The organism is Bordetella parapertussis, assembly GCF_020735925.1.
In the GTDB taxonomy this organism is placed as follows: domain Bacteria; phylum Pseudomonadota; class Gammaproteobacteria; order Burkholderiales; family Burkholderiaceae_B; genus Bordetella; species Bordetella pertussis.
In genome coordinates, this window is sequence record NZ_CP085971.1 from 2,425,195 (window position 1) to 2,444,778 (window position 19,584).

The following is a 19,584-nucleotide window of genomic DNA, read 5'->3' on the forward strand; positions in this document are numbered from 1 at the left end:
GAAGAAATCATGAAGATTGCAATTATGGGATGCGGTGCGATGGGCTCGGTGTACGCCGGCCTGCTGGCGGCCAACGGCCATGAGGTCATCGTCGTCGACCGCTGGGCCGAACACGTCCAGGCCATGTCCGAACAGGGCCTGCGCGTCGAAGGCGCCAGCGGCGACCGCGTGGCGCGCCTGCGGGCCTACCGGGAGGCCCCGGCCGAACCCGTGGACCTGATCATCATCGCGGTCAAGGCGGCCCAGGCCGGCAGCGCCGCGGCGCAGGCGCGCGCCATGCTCGGTCCCGACACCCTGGTGCTGACCATCCAGAACGGCCTGGGCAGCGCCGACAGCGTGGCCGAGGCCATCGGCGCCGAGCGCCTGGCCGTGGGCATCGCGGCGGCCTTCGGCGCCTCGCTGAGCGGTCCGGGCCATGTCCACCACAACGGCATGTCGGCGGTGCGCATGGGCGCCTACGCCGGCCTCGGCGCCGAGAAGCTGGATGGCATCGCCGAAGTGTGGCGCGGCGCGGGCTTCACAACGCGCAGGCGGTCGACAACCTGCCGGCCATGCAATGGGAAAAGCTGATCTGCAACGTCGCCTACAGCGCGCCGTGCACGCTGACCGGCCTGACCATCGGCGAAGTGCTGGATGCTCCGCATGCCAGCGCGGTCAGCCAGGCCGCCGCCACCGAAGCCTGGAACGTCGCGCGCGCGCTGGGCGTGCCGGTCGCCGTGGAAGACCCGGTGGCGCATGTGCGCGCATTCGGCGAACGCATCCGCGGCGCCAAGCCGTCGGTCATGCTGGACCACGAACAGCGGCGCGTCAGCGAAATCGACTACATCAACGGCGCCATCCCCAGGCAGGCGGCCCGCGCCGGCATCCAGGCCCCGGTCAACCAGACCCTTACCGCGCTGGTCAAGCAGCGCGAGGAGGCGTGGAAGTAGCCCGTCGCCCGCGCTGCCTGTCCCTGCGGGGACAGATACCGTCTTGGCAGGCTAGCGTTCATGGCGTACGGCAGTGTGCCTGTCCCCGCGGGGACAGGCACCCCGGATTCAGCGCGAGCCAGTCCCCATGCGGGGACAGGCACGCGGGAAGCAGGCTTAGGCTTCCGACACGGGCCCCGGCGTGTAGCTCGCGCCGCCGCGCGGCGTCTTGTCGCCGATCCAGGCCTGGACCTCGATCTCCACGTCCACTTCCATGGCCAGCTTGGCTTCGACGGTGCTGCGGCACGGGAAGCCGTCCTGGAAGTGCTGTTTGTAGGCGTCGTTGAAATCGGCGAACAGCGCCAGATCGGACAGCCACACCGTCACCTTCACCACGTCCTGCAGACCGGCGCCGGCCAGCGCCAGCGTTTCGCGTATGCGGGCGATGGCGGCGTCGGTCTGGGCGCGGATATCGCCGCGCACCACCTGGCCGTTGGCGTCCATCGGAATCTGGCCGGACAGGAACAGGAAGCCGCCGGCGATGGTCGCGCGCGAAAAGGGCAGGGGCAGGGGGCTGGCAATGCGGGTGATGGCAGACATGTGGGTTTCCTTCTGCAAAGCATGAAAAAGTCCGAAGCAGCCATTCTCGGGGCGATGGCGCGGCAGGGCAAGCCGACGCGCCGTTCAGCGCCCGGGCGGCGCAATGCTTTGCCTTACGGCCTGTCGAGCAGGCGCAGCCCGCCGTCGCCGGTCAGTTCGATGTATTGCGTGTTGCGGTACGCGCCCGAACCGGCGGTTTCGCTGACCAGTCGCAGCACGCGCTTGCCCTGGCGTTCGTCCAGCGCCCATTCCACCAGCACGCCGTCGCGCGCGATGGCCAGCCCGGCGCGAAAGGCGCCGGCGTCCAGGTCGTCGTAGCGGTTGACGACGTACGAGCCGATCGAAGCCGGCTCGCAGGCGCCGTTGCTGACGACGACCGCGCCGCCGCTCGACAGCGGCGCGCTGACGGCCTGTGCGGCGGGCGGGCAGGGCGCGGCGCCCGATGGCGCGGCCAGCACAGGCGCGGCAGGAACGGCCAGCAGGACGGCCAGGCAGGCCAGGGCAAGGCGTGGACGGCAAGACGGCATGGCGGCTATTCCTCGGACAGGGCGGCAGGCGCCGGCCCCGCCACTGTATGGGCTGGGCGGCAATGGCGCAAGCGCGCGTCAGCGCACCACCGTGTCGGCCACCAATCGCAGGCCGCGGCTGCCCACCGCCACGCCGCGCAGCACGCCGACCAGGTCGCCAGGCCGGGCCTCGGCGGCGCCGGCGCGGCTCACGCGGATTTCCACGTCCACCGTGCTCGCCTGGGCCAGCGTGGCCGCCGGCGACATGGCCTGGGCGCGGTCGAGGGTGAAGTCCAGCGGCAGCTCGCGTACCTGCTTGCGCAGGATGGCCAGCGGCATGCGCCCGCCGTCGGCCGGGCGCGCCAGGATGAACACGGTATCGGTATCGGCCACCTGCGCGCGCAGCGCCGCGGCGATCGACGCATGGCCGGCCAGGCTGTCCGGCGCCGCCGCCTGCGGCGCGGGCGCGGGCGGCGCGCCCGTGGCCATGGCGCGCGCCTGCGCGATGTTGTTGTCGATCTGCGCGGCGGCCGGCGAATCGGGCGGCAGCAGCGTCTTGAGGCGCTGCCAGTGCGCCAGGGCCTGCGCCGCGTCGCCGCGCCGCAAGGCCGCCATGCCTGCCAACGCCAGCGCCTTGGGCTGGTCGGGCTGCAAGGCCAGCGCCTGGGCGATGACGCGCTCGGACTTGGCGTCGGGCGCGCCGCCATTGGCCGACAGCAAGGCGTCGGCCAGGTCGGCCAGCAGCGCCGGCTGGTCCGGCACCAGGCGCACGGTTTCCATATAGGCGGCGACCGCGTCGTCATAGCGCCCCAGCGTCTCGTACGAGCGCGCCAGCATGTACCAGCCCTCGGCGTCGTCGGGCTGGCGGCGCAGGCGCTCGGCCAGCGCGCCGATGGCCTGGGTCATGTCCTGCGCGGCATCCTCGGCGTGGGCGTCCTGCGGCGCGGCCAGCATCATCGAGGCGGCCGCGCGCGGGTCGCCCAGATGCTGGTACAGCAGCATGGCCGCGACCGGCACGGCCACGCTCAGCGCGCAGGCCGCCGCCAGGCTGGCGCGCCGCGCCGGCGCGGGCGCGGTGTCGCGGCGCGCGTCCAGGGCCTGCAGCAATTCGCGCTGCAGTTCTTCCTCGGCGCGCGCATGGGCCTGGGCGGTCAAGGCGCCCTCGCGCAGTTCGCGCTGCAGCTGCGCGCGCTGCGCCTGGTAGAAGGCGCGCACCGTGGCCGCCGCGTCGGCCGGGCCGGCCGCGCGCTCGCGGCGCAGCATGGGCAGGATCAGCGCCGCCAGCGTGGCCAGCAGCAACAGCAGCACGATCAGCCACAGCGCGGTCATGATTCCTCGTCCAGAAAGCGTTCGGCGCGGGCGCGCTGCGCGTCGGTCAGCGGCGCCGCGCCGGGGCGGCGCGCCAGCGCGCGCCACAGGACCACGAAGCCGGCCAGCAGCAGGGCGAACGGCCCCAGCCACAGCAGCCAGGTCGCCGGCTTGAAGGGCGGCTCGTAGCGCACGAAATCGCCGTAGCGGTCCTCGAAGAACTGCATCACTTCCTCGTCGCTGCGGCCATCGGCCAGCTGCTGGCGGATCAGGGCGCGCATATCGTGCGCCAGCGGCGCGTTGGATTCGGCCAGGGTCTGGTTCTGGCAGACCAGGCAGCGCAGCGAGTGCGCCAGGCGCAGCTCGCGCTGCGCGATATCGGCCGCCGCCGGGGCGCCCAGCAGCAGCCACAACCCCAGCAGCAGGGCCGCGCGCCTCATCGCAGGCCCTCGATGACGGGCAGCAGGCGCTCGCGCCAGATCTGCGGCGTCAACACGCCGAGCTGGCGGTAGCGGATGCGGCCGGCCCCGTCGATGACAAAGGTTTCCGGCACGCCATAGACGCCGTACTCGATGCCGACGCGGCCGTCCACGTCGCTGGCCGAGGCCACGTACGGATTGCCGTGGCGGGCCAGCCAGGCGCGCGCGTCCTCGGGCTTGTCCTTGTAGTTGAGCCCGTAGATGGGCACCGCGTCGCGCGGTCCGACTTCCTGCAGCAAGGGCAGCTCTTCGCGGCAGGGCGCGCACCAGGAAGCCCAGACGTTGAGCACCCAGACGCGCCCGCGCAGCTGGGCGACTTCCAGCCGCCGCCCGTCGCCTTGCAGCAGCGGCAGGCCGATGGGCGGGGCCGGCTTGTCCAGCATGGCCGAGGGCAGGGCGCGCGGGTCGCGCCCCAGGCCCAGCGCCAGGAACGCGGCCATGGCCAGAAAGGCCGCCAGCGGCAACAGGTAGCGCAGCATCAGCCGGCCTCCCGCGCCACCGCCGTCACCGCTTGGCGCGCTTCGGCGGCGCGCCACTGGCGGTAGCGCCGGTCGGTTGCCGCCATCAGGCCGCCCAGCGCCATCAGCACGCAACCCGACCAGATCCAGGCCATGAAGGGCTTGACCTGCAGCCGCACCGTCCAGGCCCGCTGGCCGACCGGCTCGCCCAGCGCCACGAACAGGTCACGGGTAAAGCGGGTGTCGATGGCGGCATGGCTGAGCGGCATGCCCTGCACCGTGTAGTGGCGTTTCTCGGGATGCAGCGTGACCACCGGCCGGCCGTCGCGCGTGACCACGAAGCGGGCGCGTTCGGCCTGGTAGTTGGGGCCGGCGGCCGGCGCGATACCGGCGAAGGTGAACTGGTAGCCGCCGGCGGCCTGCGTGGCGCCGATGTCCATGCGCAATTCCTGCTTGTCCTCATAGCCATTGGCCAGCGTCACGCCGGCGATGAACACGCCCACGCCGGCGTGCGCCAGCAGCATGCCGTACCAGGCGCGCGGCTGGCGGCGCAGGCGCCGCGCCCACGAGCCTTCGCCGTCGGCCAGGCGCTGCCAGGCATGCGCGGCGGCGCTGGCGACCGACCAGGCCGCCAGCCACAGGCCCAATACGATCAGCGGCGAGCCTGGCCAGGCGCGCGCGCCGGGCCAGGCCAGCGGCACCGTCAGCGCGGTGGCCAGGCTCACGCCGAAGGCAATGCGCAGGCGCTGCGCCAGGTCCGGCACGGCGCTGTGCTTCCAGCGCGCCATCGGTCCCACGCCCATCAGGAAGATCGCCGGCGTCATCAGCGGCACGAACACCGCCTCGAAGTAGGGCGGGCCGATCGAGATCTTGCCCCAGTCCAGCACGTCCAGCGCCACCGGGTACAGCGTGCCCAGCAGCACCGCGCCGGTAGCCGCGGCCAGCACCACGTTGTTGCTGAGCAGCAGCGATTCGCGCGACAGCAGGGCGAAGCCCCCGCCAAGGCCTACGGTGGGCGCGCGCCAGGCGTACAGGGCCAGCGAGCCGCCCACGATCAGCGTCATGAAGCCCAGGATGTACAGCCCGCGGCCGGGATCGACCGCGAAGGCGTGCACCGAGGTCAGCACGCCGGAGCGCACCAGGAAAGTACCCAGTATGCTCAGCGAGAACGCCGCGATGGCCAGCAGCACCGTCCAGCTGCGGAAGGCGCCGCGCCGCTCCGTGACGATCAGGGAATGGATCAGCGCCGTGCCGGCCAGCCACGGCATGAACGAGGCGTTCTCGACCGGATCCCAGAACCACCAGCCGCCCCAGCCCAGGACGTAGTAGGCCCAGGCGCTGCCCAGCAGGATGCCGATGGTCAGGAACATCCAGGCCAGCAAGGTCCAGGGCCGCACCCAGCGCGCCCAGATGGCGTCCAGCTCGCCCGACAGCAGCGCGGCGATGGCGAAGGCGAACGCCACCGAAAAGCCCACATAGCCCATGTACAGCATGGGCGGATGCACGATCATGCCCGGATCCTGCAGCAAGGGGTTCAAGTCGCGTCCGGCCTGCGCCGGCGGCATCAGGCGCTCGAACGGATTGGACAGGAACAGCAGGAACAGCAGGAAGCCGATGCTGATCCAGGCCATGACGGCCAGCACGCGCGCCGCGAAGGCCGGCGGCAGCGCGCGGCTGTGCAGCGCCACCGCCAGCGTCCAGGCGGTCAGCAGGTACAGCCACAGCAGCAGCGATCCCTCGTGGCCGCCCCATAGCGCCGCGAAGCGGTAGGCGGCGGGCAGGTCGGCGTGCGAGTTGCCCGCCACATACAGCACCGAGAAATCGTTGTCCAGGAACGACCACGCCAGGCAGCCCATGGCCACGGTGACCAGGCAGAATTGGGTGACGGCGGCCGGCCGCGCCACCCGCAGGCCGGCCTGCCAGCCGGTCGATGCGCCCACCAGCGGCAGCACGCCCTGCACGATGGCAACCAGCAACGCCAGGATGAGGCTGAACAGGCCGATTTCCGGGATCATCGCGCCTCCGTCTGCAAGGTGGCGCTCGGCAGGGCGCCCGCCTGCCTGAGTGCGTCGGCGGCCTGCGGCGGCATGTAGTTCTCGTTGTGCTTGGCCAGCACCTCGGTGGCGCGGAACACGCCGTCGGCGCCCATGGTGCCCGCCACCACCACGCCCTTGCCTTCGCGAAACAGCGCCGGCAGCAGCCCGGTATAGGCCACCGGCACCTCGCGCACCGTATCGGTGACGACGAAACGCAGGGTCAGGCCGTCGGCGGCGCGTTCGACCGAGCCGGCGCGCACCAGGCCGCCGACGCGGAAGCTGCCGCTGGACGGCGCCTCGTGCGCGTGCACCTGCGTGGGACTGAAAAAGAACACCAGGTTCGAACGCAGCGCATTGAGCACCAGCGCGGCGGCCAGCGCCAGCAGGCCCACGCCGCCGGCGATCAGCAGCGCGCGGCGGCCTCTACGCGTCGTCATCGTCGCCTCCGGTGGGCGGGCGCCGCGCGGCGCGCCACAGCACGGCCAGTTCGACCGCGATCAACAGCGCGGCGCCGCCATAGGCGGCCAGGATATAGGGGCTGTGCCCCTGCAGGGAAAACAGCGCGTCCCAGCTCATGAGCCCTCCCGCGACAAGGGGCCGCCGGCCGCCGCGGCCGGTTCGCGGCCGGCGATGACGACGCGCACGCGCGCCAGCGCCACGGCGGCGCTGTAGGCCCAGAACGCCGCCACCATCAACAGGGTGGCCGCCACCATGATGCGCGCCATGCTGGGCGCGGCGGTCAGCGAAATCGAGGCGCCCTGGTGCAGGGTGTTCCACCAGGTCACAGAGAAATAGATGATGGGTATGTTGATCACGCCCACCAGCAGCAGGATGGCGCCGCCTCGGTCGGCGCGCCGCGTGTCGCCGGCGGCCGCCTGCAGCGCCATGAAGCCCAGGTAGAGAAACAGCAGGATCAGCTCGGAGGTCAGGCGCGCGTCCCAGACCCACCAGGCGCCCCAGGTCGGCTTGCCCCACAAGGCCCCGGTCCACAAGGTTGCGGCGGTGAAGAGCGCGCCGGTGGGCGCCAGCGCCCGCATCATCATGAACGACAGCCGCGTGTTGTAGACCAGCCCCAGCGCGGCATAGCCGGCCATGACCAGGTACAGGAACATCGACATCCAGGCCGCTGCCACGTGCACGAACAGGATGCGGTAGACCTCGCCTTGCTGGCTGTCGACCGGCGCCACCGCCAGCCCCAGGTAGAGTCCGGCGGCCGCCAGCAGCGCGGCCAGCGCGCCCAGGCGCGGCGCCCAGCGGCCGGCCATGGGGTAGAAGACGGCGGGCGAGGCATAGCGCAGCCAGCCGCGACCGCCGGCGGGGCGGTCGCGCACGGGCAGGGCGGCCGATGATTTCGACATGGCGGGCTTACTCCAACGCCACGCGCAGCGCCGCCGAGGCGCTCCACGGGCACAACAGGATCGCCAGGCACAGGCATGCGCCCAGCAGGGACAATTGCGGCCAGGCGCCCAGGCCGGACGCGGTGGCGGCCACGGCGCCGCTGCCGAAGATCAGCACCGGCACGTACAGCGGCAGCACCACCAGCGGCAGCAGGGCGCCGCCGCGCAGGCCCAGCGTCAGGGCCGCGCCCAGCCCGCCTATCAAGGCCAGCGTGGGCGTACCCAGCAGCAGCGACAGCGCCAGCACGCCGACCGCCTGGGCCGACAACCCGAACTGCAGCGCCAGGAAAGGGCTGGCCAGGATCAGCGGGGCGCAGGTGGCCAGCCAGTGCGCCGCCAGCTTCAGGCCGACCAGCACCGGCAGGGGATGGGGCGAGACCAGCAATTGCTCCAGGGCGCCGCTGCCGTGGTCGTGGACGAAGGGCTGCTGCAGCGAAAGCAGGATCGCTAGCAGGGCCGACACCCACAGCACGCCCGGGCCGATGGCGGCCAGCAGCTGCGGATCCGGACCCAGCGCCAAGGGAAACAGCGTGCCCGCCACCACGAAAAACAGCGTGGCGCCCAGCGTATCGGCCGGCCTGCGCCAGGCCAGCCGGAGCTCACGCCAGGCAATCTGCGCCAACGACTTCAGCATGCGCGTATTCGTCCAGTTCCAGGGTTTGCGTACAACCGGCCCAGGCGCCGCCGCCGCGATGCGAAGCCAGCACGGCCGCGCCGCCGCCGGCCAGGTGTGCGTCCAGCATGCCGTGCAGCCGCTGCAGGCTGGCGGCGTCCAGGCCGGCGTCGGGCTCGTCGAGCAGCCACAGCCGTTTGCGCGACAGCATCACGCGCGCCAGCGCCAGCCGGCGGCCCTGGCCCTGCGACAGGCGCGCGGCCGGCGCGTCGGCGCCGGCGGCCAGGCCCCAGTCCCGCAAGGCCCGCTCCAGTTCCGGCTCGGCGCGCGGGGCGCCGGCCACGTGCAGCGCGTAGCGCAGGTTCTCGCGCGCGGTCAACGCATCGCTGCAGCCATTGTCGTGGCCCAGGTGCGCCATGTGCAGGTAGTAGCCGGGCAGGTCGGCATGGATGTCGGCGCCGTTCCAGCGCACCTCGCCGCGCCGCGGCCGCAGCAGTCCGGCCAGCGTGCGCAGCAGGCTGGTCTTGCCGCTGCCGTTGGCGCCGCGCACATGCACCAGCTGCCCCGGGCGCAGGTTCAGGTCCAGCGGCCGGCGGCCGCCGCGCCGTCCCACCAGGCCGTGCGCGGCCAGCAGGGCGGGCGCGGCCTCAGCGTTCTGCATGGCCGGTATCCGCGCGCGCCGGGCCTGCCGCGGGCGGCGCCAGCGAGGTCTGGTCCGGCGGCATCCTCGGCAGCGTGTGGGCGATGCCCTTGTGGCAATCGATGCAGGTCTTGCTCTTGTCCGCCAGATAGGTCGAGTGCATGTTCTGCGCGCGCATGCTCTGGCGCGTGAAGTCCATCGATTCGTAGTTGTGGCAGTTGCGGCACTCGAGCGAGTCGTTGGCCTTCAGGCGCGCCCATTCGTGCTGGGCCAGCTCCAGCCGCTTCTCGACGAACTTCTCGCGCGTATTGATGGTGCCGAAGATCTTGCCCCAGACTTCCTTGGAGGCCTGCGTCTTGCGGGCGATCTTGTCGGTCCAGTTGTGCGGCACGTGGCAGTCCGAGCAGATGGCGCGCACGCCCGAGCGGTTGGTGTAGTGGATGGTGCCCTTGAGCTCGGCATACACGTTGTCGCGCATCTCGTGGCAGCCGGTACAGAACTGCTCGGTGTTGGTCAGCTCCATGGCGGTGTTGAAGGCGCCCCAGAACAGGATGCCGCCGACGAAGCCGCCGACGGTCAGAAAGCCCAGGCTGAAATGCACGCTGGGGCGGCGGATGATGTCCCAATAGCGCTTGATGAGTTCTCTCATGGCTGGCACCCGCCCGTCATTTCTGGTCCGGTTTCGGCGCCGTCAGGCGCTTGAGGATCACGTCGATATCCTGGAAGGTATTGGACACCAACGGGCGCGCTTCGGCCTGCGGCACGTGGCATTGCACACAGAAATAGCGGCGCGGCGACACCTCGGCCAGCACGTTGCTGTCGCGGTCCATGTAGTGGGTCACGCTCAGCGGCGGCGCCTGCGTCTCCTCGGTGTTCACGCGCGCATGGCAGGCCAGGCAGCGGTTGAAATTCTTGTCGATCTGGTAGCCGTCGATCTTGTGCGGAATGGTCGGCGGCTGCATGGAGTAGGTCCGCACGCGGCGGATATCCTTGTTCTCGACCGGGCTCATCAGCGGCGGATTGGTCTCGTCGGCCACCGGCGTGGGCCCGCGCATGGGGTCCTGCAGCGGCAGGGGCGGCGCGGCCCAGGCGGCAGCGCCCAGCGCGACGGACAGGACGATGGCGGCGGTGCGTAAGCTCATGGCTGTCTCCCTGTCCTGGTCAGACCTTCACGATCTTGACCGCGCATTTCTTGAAGTCGGTCTGGAACGAGATCGGGTCGGTGGCGTCCAGCGTGACCTTGTTGATCAGCTGGCCGGCGTCGAACCATGGCACGAACACCAGGCCGCGCGGCGGCTTGTCGCGTCCGCGCGTCTCCACGCGGGTGCGCATCTTGCCGCGCCGCGACACCACCTCGACCTCGACGCCGCGCCGCACGCCCAGCGCCTGGGCGTCGTCGGGGTGCATGAAACAGACCGCCTCCGGAAAGGCCTTGTACAGCTCGGGCACGCGCCGCGTCATCGAGCCCGAGTGCCAGTGCTCCAGCACGCGGCCGGTCGACAGCCAGAAGGGGTACTCCTTGTCCGGCGCCTCGGGCGGCGGCTCGTAGGGCAGGGCGAAGATCACCGCCTTGCCGTCGGGGTTGCCGTAGAACTGGAAACCCGTGCCCGGCTTGACGTAGGGATCGGACCCTTCGCGGTAGCGCCACAGGGTTTCCTTGCCGTCGACCACCGGCCAGCGCAGGCCGCGCGCCTTGTGGTAGACGTCGAACGGCGCCAGGTCGTGGCCATGGCCGCGGCCGAACTCGGCGTATTCCTCGAACAGGCCCTTCTGCAGGTAGAAGCCGAAGGCCTGCGCCTCCTGGTTGGCGTACTCCGGGTCCAGCTCGGTGTTGGGGAACTGGTTGACCTTGCCGTTGGCGAACAGCACGTCGTAGAGCGTCTTGCCGCGATACTCGGGCTTCTTGGCTAGCAGGTCGGCCGGCCAGACTTCCTCGACCTTGAAGCGCTTGGAGAATTCCACCAGCTGCCACAGGTCCGAGCGCGCCTGGCCCGGGGCGTCGACCAGCTGGTGCCAGAACTGGGTGCGCCTTTCGGCGTTGCCGTAGGCGCCTTCCTTCTCCACCCACATGGCCGCCGGCAGGATCAGGTCGGCCGACAGGGTGGTGACCGTCGGGTAGGCGTCGGACACCACGATGAAGTTCTCGGGGTTGCGGTAGCCGGGCAGGCCCTCGTTCATCAGGTTGGCGGCGGCCTGCATATTGTTGTTGACCATCACCCAGTAGGCGTTGATCTTGCCGTCCTTGAGCATGCGGTTCTGCAGCACGGCGTGCGCGCCCACCTTGGACGGAATCGTGCCGTCGGGCAGCTTCCAGATCTCCTCGGCGTGGCGGCGGTGCTCGGGGTTGGTGACCACCAGGTCGGCCGGCAGGCGGTGCGAGAAGGTGCCCACCTCGCGCGCGGTGCCGCAGGCCGAGGGCTGGCCGGTCAGCGAGAACGGGCTGTTGCCCGGGGTGGAGATCTTGCCGGTCAGCAAATGGATGTTGTAGACCATGTTGTTGCACCACACGCCGCGCGTGTGCTGGTTGAAACCCATGGTCCAGAACGAGGTGACGCGCACCTTCGGGTCGGCGTACAGCTCGGCCAGCTCCTCCAGGCGGTTCTTGGGCACGCCGCTCAGCTTGGCGGTGTATTCCAGGTCGTACTTGGAGACGAAGCGCGCGAAGTCGTCGAAGGTGATCGGCTTGGAGCCGCCCGCGTCGCCGGCGTTCCTGGCCGCCTGCTGCAGCGGGTGCTCGGGGCGCAGGCCATAGCCGATATCGGCGTTGCCCTCGCGGAACACCGTGTGCTTGTCGACGAAGTCGCGGTTGACGCGCTTGGTCCGGATGATGTGGTTGGCGATGTAGTTGAGGATCGCCAGGTCGCTTTGCGGCTCGAACGTCAGCGTCAGGTCGGCCAGCTCGTACGAGCGGTGCTCGAAGGTCGACAGCACCGCCACCTTGGTGGCCGGCGCGCTCAGGCGCCGGTCGGTGACGCGCGTCCACAGGATGGGGTGCATCTCCGCCATGTTCGAGCCCCACAGCACGAACGCGTCGGCGTTTTCGATATCGTCGTAACAGCCCATCGGCTCGTCGGCGCCGAAGGTGCGCATGAAACCCACCGCGGCCGAGGCCATGCAGTGGCGCGCGTTGGGGTCGAGGTTGTTGGTGCGAAAGCCCGCCTTCATCAGCTTGAGCGCGGCGTAGCCTTCCCACACGGTCCACTGGCCCGAGCCGAACATCCCGACCGCTTCCGGCCCCTTGTCCTTGAGCACCCGCTTGAACTGCTCGGCCATCACGTCGAAGGCCTGGTCCCAGGACACGGGCGCGAACTCGCCGTCCTTGGCGTACTTGCCGTCCTTAATGCGCAACAGCGGCTGCGTCAGGCGATCGCTGCCGTACATGATCTTGGACAGGAAATAACCCTTGACGCAGTTCAGGCCCTTGTTGACCTCGGCGTTGAAGTCGCCGTGCGTGGCCACTACCTGGTTGTCCTTGACGGCCACGTTCACGCCGCAGCCGGTGCCGCAGAATCTACAGGGCGCCTTGGACCACTTGAGCTTGGCGGCCTCGGACTCGGTCACGATGTTCTGGGTATACCCCGTCAACGGCACCCCGGCCACGGTGGCGGCGGCCGCGGCGGCGGTCTGCTTGATGAAATCCCTACGAGCCATTGACATCGTCAATCTCCTCGTTCATCGAGTCCAAAGTATCGATATGTTGATAGACCATCGCCGAAGCGAGCACGCCGTCCTGGCCCTGCACGGCGGCGATGCGCTCCAGCATTTCGCCTGTGCTGTGGGCTTCGAGCGTGACGACCAGCTTGCCGGTATCGGACACCGCATGGATTTCCGCGCCGTGCCCGGCGGCAAGAGCCAGTACGCCGCCGATGCCGACGTGCGCCGCCTCTGCCGCAAGATGGGCATGGTGTTCCAGTCGTTCAACCTGTTTCCGCACATGACGGTGCTGCAGAACGTGATCGAGGCGCCGGTCACGGTCAAGGGCCTGCGCCGCGACGCCGTGATCCCCAAGGCCGAAGAGCTGCTGCGCAAGGTCGGCCTGCTGGCCAAGCGCGACAACTACCCCGGCCGGCTCTCGGGCGGCCAGAAGCAGCGCGTGGCCATCGCCCGCGCGCTGGCCATGGAGCCGGACATCATGCTGTTCGACGAGCCCACCTCGGCGCTCGACCCCGAGCTCACGGGCGAAGTGCTGCGCACCATGCGCCAGCTGGCCGACGAGCACATGACCATGCTGGTCGTCACCCACGAGATGGGCTTCGCCCGCAAGGCCGCGCACCGCGTCGTCTTCATGGACGAAGGCCGCATCCTCGAGGAAGCCGCGTCCGACCGCTTCTTCGACGCGCCGCAGCATCCCCGCACGCGCGAATTCCTCGCCCACATGCTGTAGGCCCGGCGCACGGCCAGCGCCGGCGGGCCTTACTGCTTCTGCGCCCAGCGCCCCAGCGCGCCGGCCAGGTCGGTGGGGAAGGGGAACACCACGGTGGAATTGTTCTGCGCGCCGATCACGGCCAGCGTGCTCAGATAGCGCAACTGCATCGCCTCGGGCTGCTGCGCCAGCGTGCGCGCGGCATCCAGCAGCTTCTGCGCGGCCTGCTCCTCGCCCTCGGCGTTGATGACCTTGGCGCGCCGCTCGCGTTCGGCCTCGGCCTGGCGCGCGATCACGCGCACCATGCTTTCGTTCAGGTCGATATGCTTGATTTCCACATTGGCGACCTTGATGCCCCAGGCATCGGTCTGCGCGTCGAGGATCTCCTGGATGTCGATATTCAGCTTGTCGCGCTCGGACAGCATTTCGTCCAGGTCGTGCTTGCCCAGCACCGAGCGCAGCGTGGTCTGGGCCAGCTCGCTGGTGGCCTGGCGGAAGTTCTCCACCTGGATCACCGAGCGCTCCGGATCGATCACCCGGAAATAGATCACCGCGTTGACCTTGACCGACACGTTGTCGCGCGAGATCACGTCCTGGCTGGGAACGTCGAAGACGGACGTGCGCTGGTCGACCCGCACCATCTGCTGCACCACGGGGATGATCAGGATCAGGCCGGGCCCCTTGACGCCCGTGAAGCGCCCCAGCGTGAAGATCACGCCGCGCTCGTACTCGCGCAGGATGCGCACGGCCAGTGCGATCAGGGCCAGCAACAGCACGAGGATGGGGAGGTAGAAAGCGAGGTTCATGAACATGGCGCACTCCGGAAGGAAAGGGTAGTCGGGGGCCGCCCGCGGGTCACGGGCGGGAGGGCGCTTGCGGCGCCGGCGGCTCCGGCGCCACATGCAGCGTCACGCCCTGCACGGCGTGGATCGTCACGGCGTCGCCGGCGGCCAGGCCGGCCGGGCCGCGCGCGCGCCAGCGTTCGCCGTCGGCCGCGACGTAACCCTGATCGTACTCCCAGCTCAGGACGCGGCCGCGCCGGCCGACCAGGCCCTGCGCGCCGCTGACCTGCGGCGCGCGCCGCGAGCGCAGCGCCAGCCGCGCGATCAGGAAAGTCAGCCCCAGGCTGGCCACCGCCACGCCGCCCACCAGCGGCAGCGACACCGCGTAGGCGGGCGTATCCGCGTCGACCAGCATGGTCGCGCCCAGCACGAACGACAGCGCGCCGCCCACGCCCAGCGCGCCCAGCGAGGGTGTGAAGATCTCCGCCACCATCAACGCCGCGCCCAGCGCGACCAGGCCCGCGCCGGCGTAGCTCAGCGGCAGCACCGACAAGGCATACAGGCCCAGCAACAGGCAGATGGCGCCGAGCACGCCCGGAAACAGCGCGCCGGGGCTCATGAATTCGAAGATCAGCCCGTACACGCCCACCATCAGCAGGATCAGCGCCAGATTGGGATTGGTGATCACGCCCAGCAGGCGCGTACGCCAGTCGGGCCCGCGCTCGACCAGCGCCAGGCCGCTGGTGTGCAGCACGACATTGGCCGCGCCCACGCGCACCGTGCGGCCGTCGGCCTGGGCGAGGAGGGCGGGGGTGTCCTCGGCCACGATATCGATCACATTTCGCGCCAGCGCCTGGCTGGCCGACAGAGACGCCGCCTCGCGCACCGCCTGCTCGGCTCAGTCGGCGTTGCGGCCGCGCAGATCGGCCAGCGCGCGGATATAGGCCACCGCGTCGTTGATGGCCTTGTATTCGGCGGCATTGCGCGGCGTGGCCGGCTTGCCGCCATCGGCCGGCGCCTTGGCGTCCGTCTTGTCGGGCTCTGTCTTGTCGTCCGACGGCGTGAAGCCGCCGCCCAGCGACACCGGGGTGGCCGCGCCCAGGTTGGTGGCCGGCGCCATGGCCGCCACATGGCTTGCGTACAGGATGTAGGTCCCCGCGCTGGCCGCCCGGGCGCCGCCCGGCGCCACATAGGCCAGCACCGGCACGGGCGAGGCCAGGATGGCGCGGATGATCTCGCGCATCGACGCATCTCCAGTCCGCCCGGGGTGTCGATGCGCAGCACGACCAGCGCATGCTGCGCGGCGGCGCCGGCCAGACCGCGCGACACGTAGTCGGCGCTGGCCGGCCCGACGATCCCGTCCAGCGACAGCACCACGGCCGTGCGCGGCGCCGGGGCGGCACTGTCGGCCGCGCGCGCGCCGTCCCAGGCGGCCGGCAGCAGCAGGGCGGCCAGGCAGCCCAACAGGCGCAATAGGTGCAATAAATCGGCGACCAGCCTCGGGACGCGGGCATGCATGCTCGTATCCCCCAAATCGCGGTGGGCGGACGACGGCGGGCGGCGAGCCCGCCTCGTTGGGTCCAGCGTACTCCTTTTGCGGGCGTAGTTCCGTTTCACGCCCGCCGGTCAGCAAGGCCCGTGCCCGCGCGCGCCGGCCGGGAGCCGGCGCCGCCGCCTCAATACGCCTGTTCGAGGATCGCCACGATATCGGCCGGCGAGGCGATAGGGCGCGGATTGCTGCGGACCATCATGTTCTGCATGCCGCCGGCGGCGATGGCCTCGAAATGCGCCCGCTCGACCCCCACTTCGCGCAGCCGCGTCGGCATGCCCAGCTCGCGCGCCAGCGCCTCGATCAGGTCGGCGGCCGGCACGCCGGGCTGGCCCAGCGTGGCGGAAATCAGCGCCTGCCGCTCGGCGGTATGCGACAGGTTATGGCGCATCACGTTGTGCAGCATGACGCACGAGGTATGCCCATGGGGCACCGCGGCCACCGCGCCAAGCTGGTGGCCGATGCCGTGGCTGGCGCCCCATTCGATCCGGCCCAGGCCGGTGGAGGCCAGCCAGACGCCCAGCTGGCTCTGCAGCCGCGCATCCAGGTCGTCGGGCGCGCGCCGGGTCTGGCGCAGTCCGTCGAACAGCATTTTCAGCCCATGCAGGCAGGTCGTGATGCATTCCAGGGCGCCATCCGATCCATGGCGGCACGAAAGACTCGCAGGGAACGCGCACCGATTATGCATGAATTCAACCATCACGTCAGCATGCTAACCGATCGTTCAATTCTCTTTCGCAACCGCCGTCTTCGGGCTACAGTAGCGTATCAATATGTATCGAAAAGGGCTGGATATGCCTGACGCAAGCACGCTGTTCAACGACAGCGCGGTGTACCGAACCTTGCTCGAGTCGACCAAGGCGATTCCCTGGAAGATCGACTGGGCCACGATGAAATTCACCTATATCGGCCCCCAGATCGAGGCCTTGCTGGGCTGGAGCGCCGACAGCTGGGTAAGCGTCGAGGACTGGGCCATGCGCATGCATCCCGAGGACCGCGAATACGTGGTGAATTACTGCGTATCCCAATCCCAGGCCGGCCAGGACCATGAAGCGGACTACCGGGCGCTGACCAAGGACAACGGCTATGTGTGGATACGCGACGTGGTGCACGTGGTGCGCAACGACAAGGGCGAGGCAGAGGCGCTGATCGGCTTCATGTTCGACATCACCGAACGCAAGAAGACGGAAGAAAAGCTGCTGCTGCAAAAGGAGCTGGAAGTGCTGTCCTTCAAGGATGGCTTGACGAACATCGCCAACCGGCGCCGCTTCGACAGCAGTTTCGACCTGGAGTGGGAGCGGGCGCGCCACGAACGCCAGCCGCTGTCCATGCTGTTGTTCGACGTCGATTATTTCAAGCAATACAACGGACTTGTATGGCCACACCCAGGGCGACGAATGCCTGGTGGAGATCGCCCAGACGCTGAGCCTGGCGCTGGACGGTCCGCGCGATCTCGTGGCGCGCTACGGCGGCGAGGAGTTTGTCGTGCTGCTGCCCGAAGCCGACGCCGAGGTGGCCCGCAAGGTCGCCGAGCGCTGCCAGCGATTGATCGAGAAGAAGTCCATCGTGCACGCGCTGTCGCCGCACGGTCGGCGCGTCACGGTCAGCATCGGAGCCGGCACGGTGGTGCCCGGCGGGCAGACGGCGCCGGCCGGCTTCATCAAGGCCGTGGATCAGCAGCTCTATGCGGCCAAGAAGAACGGACGGCACCGCATCGAGCATGTGCGGCTGGAAACCTGAGCGCGCAGGCCGGGTCCAGGGCGCTTGCGCGCCCGGACTAGCCTTTCGATAATTCGCATAATGTATATTATGTAAAGTACGAGATGGGCGCGCCGGCGGATCGACTGTTGCCCGCATGCATGCCGCTTCGCTGCCCGCCCTGGCCAGCCCATCAGGCCCGGCTAGACCCTGTACAGCGCGTAAGCCAGGAAACCCGCGCCCAGCGCGAGATGGATGGCGACCCCGTGCCGGCCTTGCAGGATCGACGCGGGCCGCTGGCCGCGCACCAGGCACGCCAGCAGACCGGAATGCGCCAGCAGCAGGCCCACCGGCCACAGCGCCAGGAAAAGCAAGACCCCGAGCGGGTCCGGCCCGTAGCCGTCGCCGTGACGCGGGGCCTTGTAGAGCGTGACGGCGATCGCCCAGGCCGCGAGCGCCAGCACGCTCAGGACGAAACTGATCCGGTAATAGAGAGACAAGGCGGACTGCTCCTGTTGGAATGTTGAATCCGACCGACACCGCGTCCTTCCCAGGCTTGGCTGGCCGGCGGCATCGACGCCATGATAAAAGACGGGGCCGACAAGCATGGGCCCAACCGACATGAGAGTATCCACCCGCCAGCTCCAAGCCTTCCTGCTGGTCGCCGAGGTCCGCAGCTTCACGCGCGCGGCCGAAACCCTGCACGTCACCCAGGCGGGCCTGAGCTCCATGATCAACGAACTGGAGACGCAGGTCGGAATCCGGCTGTTCGAGCGTTCGAACCGCGCGACCGCCCTCACCCAGGCCGGCACGCAGTTCCTGCCCTATGCCCGCCAGGCCGTCGAAAGCCTCAACAAGGGCATGCTGGAGCTGTCCGCGCTGAACCGCCGCCAGCAAGGCGGGATCCGCGTCGGGGTGTCGCCCTTGATCGCCAGCACGGTGTTGCCGGCCGTGATGCGCGAGTTCCAGCAATGCACGGGCCGTTCGTGCGAGGTCGTGGACGCCGAACTGGAAGTGCTGCACGACATGGTGGAGACCGGCAGGCTCGACGCGACCTACGGCACCTATATGCGCCGCGCCTCGCGGCTCAAGAGCGAGTACATCTTCGGCATGGCGCTGCGGCTGGCCGGTCCCGGCAGGCTGATCCCGCCGGGCCTGGAGATCGCGGGGGTGGAAGACTGGGCGCGCCAGCACGATATCGTACTGTGGGCGCTGCCGGACTCCAACGCGGTCCAGCAGGTCGTCGACCGGTACCTGCTGGAGGTCGGCGCGCATGCCCTGCGCCGCCAGGAGGTCTGCCACGTGGCCACGGTGGCGTCCTTGATCAGCGCCGGCATGGGGATGGGTTTCGTGCCCACTTTCCTGGCGGATTTCTACGATCGCGACACGATCGGCCAGATTGCGCTGCCGCAGGGCGCGCCGGCGGTCGATTTCTATTGCACGAGCGACGCGTCCAATCCGGCCTCCTCGTCCATCCACGTATTCTCCAGGCTGCTGGCGGCCCACTGCAGCGCCGCCGCATAGCGCTCTAGCAGCGGTTCACGATCGGAATGCAGGCGCCGTTGATCTGGGCGGCCAGCGGCGAGGCCAGGAACAGGATCAGCGCCGCCGCCGCGTCGAGCGACACCCAGCGGGAAAAATCGGCATCGGGCATGGCGCGCCGATTGCCCGGGGTATCCAGGGTGCCGGGCAGCACCGCGTTGGCCGCGATGCCCTGGTCGCGGGTTTCGGCGGCCAGGGTCCTGACCAGTTCGGCCACGCCCGCCTTGGACGCGGCATACGCCCCGAGCCCGGCGTGCGCGCGCCCGATGGCGTCCGAGCCGATGCACACGACATGCCCGGCGCCGCGCGCCAGCATCAGCGGCAGCGCGGCCTGGCAGGCCACCACGGCGGTGCGCAGATTGAGCGCGTACATGCGGTCCCAGGCCTCGACCTTGCCCTCGGCCAGCGTTTCGTGATGGAAACCGCCGGCCACGCTGACCAGGGCGTCGAGCCGGCCGAACCGGCGCGCGATCGTGTCGAAGGCATGGCGCGTGCTGGCGACGTCGTTGAGATCGACGTCGAGCAAGGCCAGGTCGGCGCCCGCCTGCGGCAGGCCGGCGGCGCCGGTGGCCTGGTCCAGCACGACGACCTGGTCGCCGCGCTGCTTGAACCGCTGCGCCAGCGCCCTGCCCAGCGCGCCCATTCCGCCCGCGATGGCCACCACCGCCGCGCCATCGCCGGCTGTTGCTTGCGTCTTCATGCCGG

At 69.9% G+C, this 19,584-nt stretch carries 20 protein-coding genes and 4 pseudogenes; 4 read left to right on the forward strand and 20 right to left on the reverse strand.

Annotated features, from left to right (window positions below; translation table 11 throughout):
* Window positions 1–9 precede the first annotated feature (9 nt).
* A pseudogene (locus tag LK409_RS22805) lies at window positions 10–929 on the forward strand (ketopantoate reductase family protein).
* Window positions 930–1,085: 156 nt separating this feature from the next.
* Here the strand turns inward: LK409_RS22805 and LK409_RS11560 are convergent.
* The 15 genes from LK409_RS11560 to LK409_RS22810 form a co-directional block, all read right to left on the reverse strand.
* The gene (locus LK409_RS11560; protein ID WP_003811403.1) at window positions 1,086–1,508 is read right to left on the reverse strand and encodes a RidA family protein; all 423 of its coding nucleotides are present in this window, start codon (window positions 1,506–1,508) and stop codon (window positions 1,086–1,088) included.
* Between the two features lie 113 nt (window positions 1,509–1,621).
* Window positions 1,622–2,035, reverse strand: coding sequence for a PliI family lysozyme inhibitor of I-type lysozyme (locus LK409_RS11565; RefSeq protein WP_010928675.1), 414 nt, complete (start codon window positions 2,033–2,035; stop codon window positions 1,622–1,624).
* Window positions 2,036–2,113: 78 nt separating this feature from the next.
* Complete coding sequence (gene ccmI, locus LK409_RS11570) at window positions 2,114–3,343, reverse strand: c-type cytochrome biogenesis protein CcmI (protein ID WP_010928676.1); 1,230 nt, start codon at window positions 3,341–3,343, stop codon at window positions 2,114–2,116.
* The gene (locus LK409_RS11575; protein ID WP_010928677.1) at window positions 3,340–3,762 is read right to left on the reverse strand and encodes a cytochrome c-type biogenesis protein; all 423 of its coding nucleotides are present in this window, start codon (window positions 3,760–3,762) and stop codon (window positions 3,340–3,342) included. Before LK409_RS11575 ends, ccmI begins: the two co-directional genes overlap by 4 nt.
* Window positions 3,759–4,280 carry a DsbE family thiol:disulfide interchange protein gene (locus LK409_RS11580; RefSeq protein ID WP_003811410.1) on the reverse strand — a complete coding sequence of 174 codons (522 nt, stop codon included), beginning with the start codon at window positions 4,278–4,280 and terminating at the stop codon, window positions 3,759–3,761. Before LK409_RS11580 ends, LK409_RS11575 begins: the two co-directional genes overlap by 4 nt.
* Window positions 4,280–6,274 (reverse strand): heme lyase CcmF/NrfE family subunit, encoded by a 1,995-nt coding sequence (locus LK409_RS11585; protein WP_010928678.1) that lies wholly within the window; start codon window positions 6,272–6,274, stop codon window positions 4,280–4,282. The genes LK409_RS11580 and LK409_RS11585 overlap by 1 nt, the downstream gene beginning before the upstream one ends.
* On the reverse strand, window positions 6,271–6,732 hold the full coding sequence (gene ccmE, locus LK409_RS11590) for a cytochrome c maturation protein CcmE (protein ID WP_010928679.1): 462 nt from the start codon (window positions 6,730–6,732) through the stop codon (window positions 6,271–6,273). Before ccmE ends, LK409_RS11585 begins: the two co-directional genes overlap by 4 nt.
* Window positions 6,719–6,871, reverse strand: coding sequence for a heme exporter protein CcmD (locus tag LK409_RS11595; protein WP_010928680.1), 153 nt, complete (start codon window positions 6,869–6,871; stop codon window positions 6,719–6,721). Before LK409_RS11595 ends, ccmE begins: the two co-directional genes overlap by 14 nt.
* The gene (gene ccmC, locus LK409_RS11600) at window positions 6,868–7,653 is read right to left on the reverse strand and encodes a heme ABC transporter permease CcmC (protein ID WP_003811417.1); all 786 of its coding nucleotides are present in this window, start codon (window positions 7,651–7,653) and stop codon (window positions 6,868–6,870) included. Before ccmC ends, LK409_RS11595 begins: the two co-directional genes overlap by 4 nt.
* Window positions 7,654–7,660: 7 nt before the next feature.
* Window positions 7,661–8,326, reverse strand: coding sequence for a heme exporter protein CcmB (gene ccmB / locus LK409_RS11605; protein WP_010928682.1), 666 nt, complete (start codon window positions 8,324–8,326; stop codon window positions 7,661–7,663).
* Entirely contained in the window at window positions 8,292–8,966 is a 675-nt protein-coding gene (ccmA, locus tag LK409_RS11610; RefSeq protein ID WP_010928683.1) for a heme ABC exporter ATP-binding protein CcmA, read from the reverse strand. Before ccmA ends, ccmB begins: the two co-directional genes overlap by 35 nt.
* A complete protein-coding gene (locus tag LK409_RS11615) occupies window positions 8,953–9,594 on the reverse strand; it encodes a cytochrome c3 family protein (RefSeq protein ID WP_041937229.1) in 642 nt (213 codons plus the stop codon). Before LK409_RS11615 ends, ccmA begins: the two co-directional genes overlap by 14 nt.
* Window positions 9,595–9,610: 16 nt before the next feature.
* Window positions 9,611–10,087, reverse strand: a complete 477-nt coding sequence (locus LK409_RS11620; RefSeq protein ID WP_003811425.1) for a nitrate reductase cytochrome c-type subunit — start codon at window positions 10,085–10,087, stop codon at window positions 9,611–9,613.
* A 19-nt stretch (window positions 10,088–10,106) separates the two neighbouring features.
* Window positions 10,107–12,602 carry a periplasmic nitrate reductase subunit alpha gene (gene napA, locus LK409_RS11625; RefSeq protein WP_010928685.1) on the reverse strand — a complete coding sequence of 832 codons (2,496 nt, stop codon included), beginning with the start codon at window positions 12,600–12,602 and terminating at the stop codon, window positions 10,107–10,109.
* Window positions 12,586–12,858: a chaperone NapD gene (locus LK409_RS22810; RefSeq protein ID WP_049788764.1), complete on the reverse strand. Its 273-nt coding sequence runs from the start codon at window positions 12,856–12,858 to the stop codon at window positions 12,586–12,588. Before LK409_RS22810 ends, napA begins: the two co-directional genes overlap by 17 nt.
* Here LK409_RS22810 and LK409_RS11635 point away from each other — a divergent pair.
* Window positions 12,775–13,329: pseudogene (locus LK409_RS11635) on the forward strand (amino acid ABC transporter ATP-binding protein); the annotation flags it as partial. The gene LK409_RS22810 and the pseudogene LK409_RS11635 sit on opposite strands and share 84 nt — an antisense overlap.
* A gap of 29 nt (window positions 13,330–13,358) precedes the next feature.
* Here LK409_RS11635 and LK409_RS11640 read toward each other — a convergent pair.
* The 3 genes and pseudogenes from LK409_RS11640 to LK409_RS11650 all read right to left on the reverse strand — a co-directional run bounded on the left by LK409_RS11640 (window position 13,359) and on the right by LK409_RS11650 (window position 16,339).
* Window positions 13,359–14,120: a slipin family protein gene (locus tag LK409_RS11640; protein ID WP_003811441.1), complete on the reverse strand. Its 762-nt coding sequence runs from the start codon at window positions 14,118–14,120 to the stop codon at window positions 13,359–13,361.
* A 43-nt stretch (window positions 14,121–14,163) separates the two neighbouring features.
* Window positions 14,164–15,707: pseudogene (locus LK409_RS11645) on the reverse strand (NfeD family protein).
* Between the two features lie 59 nt (window positions 15,708–15,766).
* Window positions 15,767–16,339 carry a dehydroquinate synthase/iron-containing alcohol dehydrogenase family protein gene (locus LK409_RS11650; protein ID WP_311136341.1) on the reverse strand — a complete coding sequence of 191 codons (573 nt, stop codon included), beginning with the start codon at window positions 16,337–16,339 and terminating at the stop codon, window positions 15,767–15,769.
* A gap of 94 nt (window positions 16,340–16,433) precedes the next feature.
* Here LK409_RS11650 and LK409_RS11655 point away from each other — a divergent pair.
* Window positions 16,434–17,379 (forward strand): annotated as a pseudogene (locus LK409_RS11655) (diguanylate cyclase domain-containing protein).
* Window positions 17,380–17,540: 161 nt separating this feature from the next.
* On the opposite strand, the gene LK409_RS11660 reads toward LK409_RS11655, so the two are convergent.
* Complete coding sequence (locus tag LK409_RS11660; protein ID WP_003817449.1) at window positions 17,541–17,837, reverse strand: hypothetical protein; 297 nt, start codon at window positions 17,835–17,837, stop codon at window positions 17,541–17,543.
* 106 nt (window positions 17,838–17,943) lie between these two features.
* Between LK409_RS11660 and LK409_RS11665 the strand changes: the two genes are divergently transcribed.
* Window positions 17,944–18,861: a LysR family transcriptional regulator gene (locus LK409_RS11665; protein WP_003811455.1), complete on the forward strand. Its 918-nt coding sequence runs from the start codon at window positions 17,944–17,946 to the stop codon at window positions 18,859–18,861.
* 4 nt (window positions 18,862–18,865) lie between these two features.
* Here the strand turns inward: LK409_RS11665 and LK409_RS11670 are convergent, their stop codons facing one another.
* Window positions 18,866–19,579, reverse strand: coding sequence for an SDR family oxidoreductase (locus LK409_RS11670; protein ID WP_003811458.1), 714 nt, complete (start codon window positions 19,577–19,579; stop codon window positions 18,866–18,868).
* Between the last annotated feature and the right edge of the window lie 5 nt (window positions 19,580–19,584).